The 10453-nt window shown below is 71.0% G+C and carries 8 protein-coding genes; 1 reads left to right on the top strand and 7 read right to left on the bottom strand.

Annotated elements, in window-relative coordinates; translation table 11 throughout:
- From ACWF94_RS21975 to ACWF94_RS21950, 6 genes are all read right to left on the bottom strand, one after another.
- Nucleotides 1-231: ATP-binding cassette domain-containing protein (locus ACWF94_RS21975; protein ID WP_453490897.1), on the bottom strand; the 231-nt coding region annotated here is incomplete at its 3' end.
- Nucleotides 228-1043 carry an ABC transporter ATP-binding protein gene (locus tag ACWF94_RS21970; protein WP_453490894.1) on the bottom strand — a complete coding sequence of 272 codons (816 nt, stop codon included), beginning with the start codon at nucleotides 1041-1043 and terminating at the stop codon, nucleotides 228-230. The genes ACWF94_RS21970 and ACWF94_RS21975, both read right to left, overlap by 4 nt.
- Entirely contained in the window at nucleotides 1043-1996 is a 954-nt protein-coding gene (locus ACWF94_RS21965) for an ABC transporter permease (protein ID WP_453490891.1), read from the bottom strand. Before ACWF94_RS21965 ends, ACWF94_RS21970 begins: the two co-directional genes overlap by 1 nt.
- Nucleotides 1993-2934, bottom strand: a complete 942-nt coding sequence (locus ACWF94_RS21960; RefSeq protein ID WP_453490888.1) for an ABC transporter permease — start codon at nucleotides 2932-2934, stop codon at nucleotides 1993-1995. Before ACWF94_RS21960 ends, ACWF94_RS21965 begins: the two co-directional genes overlap by 4 nt.
- Nucleotides 2935-2940: 6 nt before the next feature.
- On the bottom strand, nucleotides 2941-4443 hold the full coding sequence (locus ACWF94_RS21955) for an ABC transporter substrate-binding protein (protein WP_453490885.1): 1503 nt from the start codon (nucleotides 4441-4443) through the stop codon (nucleotides 2941-2943).
- Complete coding sequence (locus ACWF94_RS21950) at nucleotides 4440-5276, bottom strand: serine hydrolase (RefSeq protein ID WP_453490882.1); 837 nt, start codon at nucleotides 5274-5276, stop codon at nucleotides 4440-4442. Before ACWF94_RS21950 ends, ACWF94_RS21955 begins: the two co-directional genes overlap by 4 nt.
- A 65-nt stretch (nucleotides 5277-5341) precedes the next feature.
- Here ACWF94_RS21950 and ACWF94_RS21945 point away from each other — a divergent pair, with 65 nt between their 5' ends.
- Nucleotides 5342-6418 (top strand): LacI family DNA-binding transcriptional regulator, encoded by a 1077-nt coding sequence (locus ACWF94_RS21945; RefSeq protein WP_453490879.1) that lies wholly within the window; start codon nucleotides 5342-5344, stop codon nucleotides 6416-6418.
- Between the two features lie 289 nt (nucleotides 6419-6707).
- Here ACWF94_RS21945 and ACWF94_RS21940 read toward each other — a convergent pair whose 3' ends face one another.
- Nucleotides 6708-10028: a S8 family peptidase gene (locus ACWF94_RS21940; protein ID WP_453490876.1), complete on the bottom strand. Its 3321-nt coding sequence runs from the start codon at nucleotides 10026-10028 to the stop codon at nucleotides 6708-6710.
- Between the last annotated feature and the right edge of the window lie 425 nt (nucleotides 10029-10453).

Here is a 10453-nt window from a genome sequence, read left to right as displayed (position 1 = left end):
GTCGTCGCCGTCCAGCAGCACCTGCCCGGTGTCCGGCCGCGTCAGCCCCACGGGCATGCGCGCCGTCGTCGACTTCCCCGACCCCGACTCCCCCACGATCGCCAGGGTCTCGTTCCTCTCCACGGTGAACGAGACATCGCGGACGGCCCGGTGGGAGGCCGCGCGCCCGAACAGACGGGTCGCGGCCATCGGGAAACTCATGCACAGGTTCTGGGCCCGCAGCAGCGTCATGGCCTCACCACCGCCTTCCGGTGCGCGTTCTCCGGCGCCGCCGCGAGCAGCGCCGCGGTGTACGGGTGGCCGTCCCCGGTGAACAGCTCGTCCACCGGCCCCTCCTCGATCAGCCGGCCCTCGCTCAGGACGGCCATCCGGTGGCAGGTCTCGGCGATGACGCCGAGGTCGTGGGTGACGAGCAGCAGCGCCATGCCGAACTCGTCCTGGAGTGACACGAGCAGTTCGAGGATCTGCTTCTGTACGGTCACGTCCAGCGCGGTCGTCGGCTCGTCCGCGATGAGCACCTCGGGGCGGCAGGCAAGGGCCATCGCGATCATCACCCGCTGGCGCATACCGCCGCTGAACACGTGCGGATGGTCCCGGCGCCTGCGGTCCGGGTCCGGGATACCGACGAGTTCCAGCAGCTCGGCCGTCCGGCCGGTCGCCTCCGCCGCCGACGCGCCGAGGTGGCGGCGCAGCACCTCGCCGATCTGCTCGCCCACGGTCAGGCTCGGGTTGAGGCTCGCCATCGGGTCCTGGAAGACCATGGCGACCCGTTTGCCGCGGATGTCGGCCAGCTGACGTTCCGGCAGTCCGACCAGCTCCGTGTCGCCCAGGCGCACGGAACCCGAGGTGATCCGCGCGCCGCGCGGCAGTACGCCGAGGATCGACAGCGCGGTCATCGACTTGCCGGAGCCCGACTCGCCGACGAGCCCGAGGGCCTCGCCCCGGCGCAGGGACAGCGAGACGTCCCGTACGACGGGGACCTCCCGCCCGCGTGAGCGCACGGCGACCGACAGGCCGTCCACCCGCAGTACAGGGTCGTTCATCACGTGGTCTCCCGGTCGGTGTTGGCGACGATGTCGCGAATCCGGTCGCCCGCCGCGTTGAACGCCAGGACCGCCACGAGGATCGCGAGGCCGGGCAGGATCACGAGCGACGGCACCTGGTCGAGATAGCGGACCGCGCGCTTGAGCATCGAGCCCCAGCTCGCGTCGGGCGGCTGCACACCGAGGCCGAGGAAACTCAGCCCGGCCTCGGCGAGGATGGCGTAGCCGAAGGTGAGGAACACCTTCACCAGCACGGGTGAGGCGACGTTGGGCAGGACATGCCTGCCGAGGATGCGCGCCGTCGAGCAGCCGGTGGTGACGGCGGCGTGCACATAGACGCGCTCCCGTACGTCGATCGTGGCCGCCCGGGTGACCCGCAGGAACGCGGGCGCGTAGACCAGGCCGACCGCGAGCATGGCGTTGGTGAGGCTCGGGCCGAGGGCGGTGGCGATGGCGATCGCCAGCACGAGGCCGGGGATCGACAGCGCCGCGTCCGCGATGCGCGAGACCACCATGTCCACGCCCTTGCCGAGGTAGCCGACCAGCAGGCCGGCGGGCACGCCGAGCACGGTCGCGACCGAGACCGCGAGCAGCGCGGCGCCCATCGACGCCTGGGTTCCGTGCAGGATGCGGCTCAGTACGTCCCGGCCGACCTCGTCGGTGCCGAGCCAGTGACTCGTACTCGGTCCCTGGAGGCGCTGCCCGAGGTTCTGCGCGAGCGGGTCGTGCGGGGCCAGCCACGGCGCGAGCAGCGCCACCAGCGCGAGTACGGCGAGCACCGCGAACGGCAGCACCTGCGGCCAGTGCAGGATCCGCCGCCACCAGGTGTCCGGCCGGTCCGCTTCCCGTCCGTCCGCTCCCGGTCCGTCCGCTCCCGGTCCGTCCGCTTCCGGTTTGCCCGTGTCGGGCTTGCCCGAGTCCGGCTTGCCCGCTGAGGAGAGTTGTTCGCTCATGCCCGTGCTCCCGGAGTCAGCCCACGTTGCAACAGATCCGTCGCGAGGTTCACGACGACCACGACGAGCGCGCTGACGAGCACGATGCCCTGCAGCACCGGCAGGTCCTGCCTGGTGACGGTGATCTCGGCGAGTGTGCCGACACCGGGCAGCCCGAAGACGGTCTCGACGATCACGGCGCCGCCGAGCAACTGCCCGGCCTCCAGGCCGAGCACGGTCACACACGGCATGGCGGCGTTGCGCAGCGCGTGCTTGCGCAGGACCGTGCCGGGCAGCATCCCCTTGGCACGCGCCGTGCGGATGTAGTCGGTGCCCATGGTCTGCGCCAGTGAGGCACGAAGCTGGCGCGTCGGCTCGACCGCGGCCGCCACACCGAGGGTGAGCGCGGGCAGGAACAGGTGGTACGCCCAGGGTCCGACGCCTGCGGCCAGCGGTTCGTACCCGGTCGCGGGCAGTACCGGGAACGTGAGCGCCAGCAGCAGGATGAGCAGCAGCCCGAGCCAGAACGAGGGGGTGGCGATCGCGAGCGCGGTGAACCACGAGACCCCCCGGTCGAGCAGCGAGCCGGGGCGCAGCGCGGAGGCGACCCCGCACGGCACGGCGATGAGGACCGCGATCAGCATGGCCGCGCCCGCGAGGGACAGCGTCACCGGCAGCCGGGTGGCCAGGATCTCGCTGACCGGCTGGGCGTTGAACAGCGACGTGCCGAGGTCGCCCTGTACGACACCGCCCACCCAGTCGAAGTACCGCTCCACCACCGGGTCGTCGAGGCCGAGTTGGGTGCGCACCTGGGCGATCTCCTCGCGGGACGCGTTCTCCCCCGCGATGCTCATGGCCGGGTCGCCGGGGATCAGCGCGGTCAGGCTGAAGGTGATCACCGAGACCACGAACAGCACCATGACCGCCCCGGCGATCCGCTTGATCAGGTAGGCGAGCATCGCCGATCAGCCTTTCCCGACGACCCGGACGTCGTCGTAGCCCTTGAGCAGCTGGTCGAAGTCACGGACGTCGCCGGTGGTGGCGTAGTACAGCTTCCGGTTGCAGACGGTCACGTTGTACGCCTTGTCCGCGGCATGGGTGACGATCTGCCGGTAGTCCTTCTGCTGCGCGGCGCGGTCGCCCTGGGGCGCCTTCTTCGCGAGCTGCTCGATACGCGGATCGGTGAGCTTGCCGGGGTTGTTGATCCCGCCCGCGAGATAGTCCTGCTGGGTCACCAGCTTCGGGTTCGTCGCCGCCGCCCCGCTCTGGCTGAGCAGTGCGTCGGCCTGGCCCTTGTTCTGGTAGAGGTCGAGTGACTGGTCCGCGCTCATCGGACGCAGCTTCATCCGGATGCCGACCTCCTTGAGCTGGGACTGGATCACCTCGGCGAGCTGGATGAAGGCGGTGTTGTTCCACACCAGCGCTTCGAAGGTGAATCCGTTCGGCAGCCCCGCCTGGCCGAGCAGCCGTTTCGCCTCGGCCGTGTTGCGGGCGGTCCGGCCGTCCAGTGCGGGCTCGTGGGCCCTGTGGCCCTTGGGGGCCGGCTGGACGGTCGGCCGGCAGGAGCCGGCCAGCAGGTCGGTGCTGATCGCGTCGCGGTCGACCGCGAGGTTCAGCGCCCGGCGCACCCGCACATCGTCGAACTCCGAGCGGGCGGTGTTGATGTTGAGCTGGTAGACGAGGCCGGTGAGGAACTCGTGTGTGGTCAGGTCGGCGGCGGTGGCCGTCTCGACCTGCTCGGGCCGGATCAGCGTCGCGTCGTACTGCCCCGACTGGACACCGTTGAGCCTGGTGTCGTCATCGGTGAGCAGGGACAGCTCGATTCCCTTCAGGCGCTGCGCCGAGGAGTCGTGGTAGCCGTCGAAGGCCGCGTAGACGACGGCGTCGTCACGGCGGAACGCGGTCACCTTGTACGGTCCCGAGCCGACGGGTGCCCGGGCGAGGTCGGGCTTGTCGAACGCCTTCGGGCTGATCAGCGCGCCTGCCCGGTGCGCGAACGCGCCCAGCAGATCGTCCTCGCCGCCCGTGAACCCGACGACGACCTTGTCGCCGCGGACGGTGACGTCGCCCACCATGGACAGCAGCGGTTTGGCGGTGGACCCCGGCATGGTCATCGCCCGGTCCAGGTTCGCCTTCACCGCGGCGGCGTCGACGGGGGCGCCGTCATGGAATCGCGCGCCGTCGCGGATCGTGAACACCATGGTGTCGCCTTCGCGGCTCCATGACTTCGCGATCTGCGGGGCGAACTCGCCGTTCGGCCGGACGGTGACGATGCGGTCGTAGGTGGGGAAGAGAAACAGTTCGTCCCAGGCGGTCGACGCCTTGTGCGGGTCCAGTGTGGAGGGGAAGGCGGTGTAGGCGAAACGGAACACCCCGTCGCCCTGTGTGGTGGTTTCGGCGGCCCCGCACCCGGCGACGAACGCCAGGAGCACGGTCGCGAGCGACAAACGAAGTCTGGTGAGGCTCACGACATTTCCTCCCAACACGCGCGGCCCATCCGCGCGATGTGTGCTCGTGCCGCGGCCACGCCGGGAAGACCGTCCGGCATGGTCCGCGGTACTTCGTCCGTGTAGACGGCGAGCACGTAACGCGGCTCGCCGTCGGCGTAGAACACCCCCACATCGCTCACGTCGCGCCAGCCGACGCCGGTCTTGTTGGCGACGTCCACGTCGTGTGGGAGCAGTGCGGGCAGTGCGTCGCGGTACTGCTGACGCCGGAGCAGGCCGAGCGCGAACGCGCATGTGTCCACCGAGCAGCCGAGCGCGCTGTCGGCGGTGACGATCGCCTCCAGGAGGCGCACCTGGTCGGCCGGCGTCGTGTAGTTGGTCGCGGTGACCTCGTGGTCACCGTCCAGGTCGGGGATCAGCGCGTGGCGGTGACCGGTGCCCGCCATGCCGAGCGCGCCGCACAGGTCGCGCACGGCGTCGAGCCCGACCAGGCGCACGACGTGGGCGGTGCTGAGGTTGTCGCTGACGATGATCATGAGGGTGAGCACCTCGCCCAGGCTGAGTTCGAGCCCCGGGCGCAGGTGTTGCAGCAGGCCGGAGTGCACCTGATCGCGGTAGGTCTCGTTGATGTTCACGCGCTGATCGAGGCTGAGTTCACCGCGCTGCACCGCGCGCAGCGCCGCCATCAGGATCGCGATCTTGCGCGTGCTCGCGGCGGGCACGGGCCGGTCACCGGCCTCCGCGAGGCGGATGCCCTCGCGCAGGTCGGCGAACGCCCAGCCGGTGTGAAAGGGCGCGGCTGCGGAGACCTCCCGCAATCGTGCTTCCAGGTGAAAGTGATCTGCGACACGCATGGCGAGGAAGATATGCCAAAACGTATTGGCACACAAGCCCCCTGCATCTGGATAAGCTGTGCGGCATGGCAACAAGGCAGCCGAGACCCGGCATCCGCGAGGTGGCGAGCGCGGCCGGCGTCTCGGTGACGACGGTGTCGCACGCGCTGAACAACAAGGGGCGCGTGGACATCGGGACCCGCCGGCGGATCGCCGCCGTCGCGGCGGAACTCGGCTACCGGCCCAACCGGAACGCCCGCAGCCTGCGCTCCGGGCGCACCGACACGATCGCGCTGCTCCTGCCGCTGCAGACCGACCGGCAGCCACGGCAGCCGATCTTCCAGATCGACTACTACCTGGAGCTCACCGTGGCGTCCGTCGAGGCCGCGTTCGAGCACAACCAGGCCCTGGTCCAGCTGCCGCCGCTGCGCACGCTGGACGATCTGCGGCGGTTCGCCATCGACGGAGCGGTGGTCGTCGACCCGGTGTACGAGGACCCCCGGACCGGCATGTTCGCCGAACTCGGCCTGCCGGTCGTCACGATCGGCAGGGACCTCTCCCGCGAGGACGATCCGTGGTGGGTCGCGGCGGACAACGCGCGCAGCACCCGTCTGGTGCTCGACCATCTCGCCGATCAGGGCGCCCGGCGCGTGGCGATGCTGTCCGTCGACATCGACTGGTCGTGGTTCGCCGACGCCGAGCAGGAGTACCGGCAGTGGTGCGAGGAGCGGGACCAGGAACCGATGCTCATCCTCGCCCCGCCCACGAAGACACCGGAGACCATCCGCACGGCGGCGGCCAGGCTGTTCGACGAGCCCCGGCGCCCCGACGCCGTCCTCGTACTGCCGCAGTGGCTGGCCAACGGGATCGTCCAGGGCGCGCATCTGCGGAACCTGTCGATTCCCGCGGATCTGCTCGTCGCCGTCGGCGTGGACAGCGACCAGGCCCAGTCCACCGAACCCGCGCTGACCGCGGTCGATCTGAACCCCAAACAGACCGCGATCAGCGCGGTCAACCTGCTGCTGGAACGCATCGACGGCGCCAGAGGCGAAGGGCCGGTCTCGATCAGGCCGATCCTGCGTGCCCGCGGTTCGACAAAGCGAGGCACGGGCCGGCCGGGGAAACACCGGCCGCCCGAGCCCGGCCCTTCCCGGCCTCACTGACCTCGGGCAGCCCGGAGAGCGCCCGTCCCGTCGGAGTCCCCCGCCGACACCACACACCGGTGGGCGACACACACCGGTGGGCGACCGCGTCCTCAGCGCCGGTGGCGGGATCCCACTCCGGCTCGTTCCGCACGGCACCACACCCGGCGGAACGAGTCGGAGGCCGACCGCGGCGGTCCTGGTCATGGCTGCTGGGCAAGGGGCGGTCCACCGGAGCCGCTGACCCCGGCGGACCGCCCCGTATCACCCCCGCATCGCCTCCGTATCGCTCCCGGTACGCGCCCTCGGGCTACTTCCCGAGGTAGGCGTCGATGAGCGACACCGTTCCCTTGTTGCCCTGCTTGTCGCTGAACTCCGCCCGGAAGGAGATCCCTTCACCCTTCGCCGGGTTCCTGACCGTGACCCGGCCCTTCTTCACGGGCAGCCGCTGCCAGGTCGCGCCCCGGTCGTACGAGACCTGGGCCGACAGCGACATGAGGTTCCCGTGGGCCGCCGCGCCCTGGACCACGAGGGGGAAGGACTGGGTGCGTCCGGCGGGTGCCGTGCTGTCCAGCCCCACCGCCGCGGCGAACCGGACCGTGGACACGGGCAGCTTCACCCGGGAGGCGGTCGTATCGGACCGGAAGGTCCAGCTCGCCTCGGTGCGGCTCGCGACCGTGCCGGGTGCCGTGCCCCGGTCGGCGGATGTGGTCAGCGTGTACTGTGCCTCGCCGGCGGGAGCGCTGAGGGTGGCCCACCGGTTCAGTGGCCGCCGGTACTCGCCGATCTTCGTCCCGTTCCGGTGGAGTGTGGTCCGGCCGGACGCGTAGGCGACGTCTCCCGGATGCCCCTTCCCGTCGGCGAACAGCGACAGATCGCCCCGGATCCGGTCACCGTCCCGGAAGAGGCCCGTCTGCTTGCCGATCGCGGGACCGAAGACTGCGGTGCCGAACGTCTCCCGGTAGCTCTTCCCGGCCCGGTACTTCTTCGGTTCACCCCGCTTGTGGTAAGTGCTGTCGCTCGCGTACCCCGTCTCCCACCGGACTCCGGGGGACTCGGACATCCAGACCGTACGGACACCCGGCGCCGGATACGGGAAGCTGCTGGCCGTGAAGTTCAAGTCGGAATCGGTCATCACGGCCCTGGTGGTGATGAGTCCCCTCCTGCCCTCCCCCAGCACACTGAGATCGATGTCCACCCGGGCCAGGTCGCTCTGCGCGTACGTCCTGGTGACCCCGGTCGAGACCCGCTGCGTCCTGCCCCCGAACGCGATTTCGTACTGGCTGGGCGCGTCCCGCCCCCAGCTGCTCGCCCACGACTGGCTCAGCGAGCCGTCGGTGACCGGAGGGCCGAGGTGCGCGGTGCGGAAGCTGGGGTACAGGGCGATGAAGAACAGCCCGGAGGCCGACGCCTCGCCCGTGCCGACCTTGTACTTCATCATCCCGTTCACCATCTCGGCCCCCGGCTTCGGCAGCGTGACGGAGAACGGCTTGGTGGTCCGGGCGTCGACGGTGACCTTTGTGACGCCGGCGATGTCCAGCCTGGGCTGGATGACGAAGTCGGTGGCCCCGGTGCCGGGGTCGAAACTCTCGGAGTCGAGTGCGTAGGAACCCTTGGGTACCCGGATCGAGGCGGTGCCCGACGCCGGCACGTCCAGTACGGTGCCCAGACCCTGGTAGGGACCGGTGACCGCCTTCAGCACGGTGTACGGGGACGCGTGCGCCGAACCGTTGCGCCCGATGTGATTGACCGTCAGGTCGTGGGACTCGACCTCGCGGTCAACGGCGATGGCCGTCCGCACACTCTGCCCCGCACCGCCGGCGAGGACCGTTCCGGAGTACGTGCCGTCGGCCGTGCCGCCGAGGCGGGTGTCGGCGGTGATGCCGACGGACGCGGTGCCGCCGGCCGGGACGGTGAGTTTCCGTACGTCCGGGGTGAAGAACCCCTCGGGCGCGGGACGCCCGGCCGGACCGGTGGCGGTGACCGCCACATCGAGAGTGACATCGGCCTTGCCCAGATTGCGGTAGGTGACCTTCCTCGTCACCGGGGTGTCGTCGGCGTGCGGCCACGACTGGGTACCGAAGGTGAGGGACACCGGTTCGGAGACCACGCTCTGACCGATGGCCCGGTCGACCGCGATCCGGCCGGTGCCCTGCTGATGGACGGTGTACGGGCCCGGCCGGGTGGAGCCGGTCAGCACCCCCTTCAGTTCGCCCGCCTGCCACGCCGGGTTCTTCTGCTTGAGGAGAGCCGCGGCACCCGCCGCGTGCGGGGCCGCCATCGACGTGCCGGACAGCGTCAGATAGCCCTCCGGGTTCTCCCCGGTCTCGTCCTCCAGCGTGCTGCCCGAGGCCGAAGCGGCGGTGATGTCCTCACCCGGGCCGGTCACATCCGGCTTGATGTCGCCCGCGCCGATTCCACGGCCGCGGCCGGACGACTTCGCGAGCCGGTCGTCGGCGTCGACCGACCCGACGGTCAGCGCGGCCTGTGCGCTGCCCGGCGAGGTGACCGTTCCGTCCTGCGGGCCGTCGTTGCCCGCAGCGACGGCGAAGAGCACGCCCCGGTCCGCCGACACCTTGTTGATCTGGGTTTCCAGCGGGTCGAGTTCGGGAGTGTCCCAGCCGCCCAGGCTCAGGTTGATCACATCCGCGCCCTGGGCCACGGCCCAGTCGATGCCCGCGAGGATGGCGGACTCGTCGCCCCAGCCGTGGTCCCCGATCACCTTCGCGTTGAGGAGCTTCGCCCCGGGTGCGACCCCCTTGTACTTGCCGCCGGACTTCGCCCCCGTACCGGCGGCGATCGAGGCCACATGGGTGCCGTGGCCGTGCCGGTCCCGGGCATCGGGCGACGAGGAGAAGTTCTGCTCCCCGATCACCTGGCCCTTGAGATCCGGATGGGCGGTGTCGATCCCGCTGTCCAGGACGGCGATCCTGACGCCCGTGCCGTCGTGTCCCGCCGCCCAGGCCGCGGGCGCGCCGATCTGCCCCGTGCTCCTGTCGAGTACTGCCCTGCGGGTCGCGTCCAGCCAGATCCGGTCGACCCCGGCCGCGACGGCGCGGGTGCCCCCGGCGTCCGCGCGGGTGAGGGTGTCCCACAGGGCGGCGGACTGCTTGTCCGGCGCGGTGACGGCGTCGGCGTTGAGGGTCTTCAGGCTGCGGCGCACTTCGACGTCGCCCGTGGACCGTACGCCCGCCCGCGCCGACTTCCCCGGCGAACCCCGGTAGCCGACGATCACCTTGAGGCCGTCGCGGTGGGCCCGGAGGCTCTCCGGCCTGCTCAACTCGGTGATGTCGAAGAGCCGCTCGTCGAGTTTGCCCTCGGTGATCAGCCGCTGGGCGTCCCGGGGCACCACATAGGTGTGCTTGCGGGACGTGCGGATGGATACGGGGATGTGGCCACGCCCCTTGGCGCGTTCCACCCCGGCGGGGTTGCCCTGGGCGTCCACCCGTACCCGGTCACCGGTGATGATCGTGATGACGCGGTGGGGTGTGCCGTCCGGCGCGGCCGGCGAGGGTTCGGCCCCGGCCGGGTCCGTACGGCCCGGGGTCCCGGCCGACGCCGGGCCGGTCATGGCCCCCGTGAGGGCCACGGCACACACCGCGGCGATGGCGGTCAGGCGCGTCCTGTTCACTCTGTTCACTTGTCTGCGCAAGTCTCCTCCAGGGAGAGACGGAACCGGTCGGCCCCAACCCGGTTGCTGCCAGGCCGTGTTGAGGCCACCCCGGGCTCGGACCGGTCGGCGGAACGGCCGACGTTCCTTAAGTGCTCCGATCCCCTCACCCGGGTGCGGGGATCGCTATCACCGGCGTGATTTTGTGTGATGCCACAAGTGACCGTCGGGGCCGTCCGACGTGATCGCGGGGCGGGGCGGGACGCGGCCGGATCGGCCGGCTCGCGCTCGCGGCGCGTCCGCTGCCACCACACGGGCACGCCCCCCGCGGCGTGAGCACCGCGCCGCCGAGGGCCACCTCTCCGGCGGTTTCGGCCGGCGGTGCTGTCGGGCGGAGCTGCGGACCGCCCTACGCGTCCGGCGTCCCCACCGGGCGGAGCCCAGGG

This window comes from Streptomyces sp. NPDC055078, assembly GCF_053607985.1.
The sequence above is the reverse complement of the archived record's forward strand: the minus strand, read 5'-3'. Positions and strand labels throughout refer to the sequence as shown.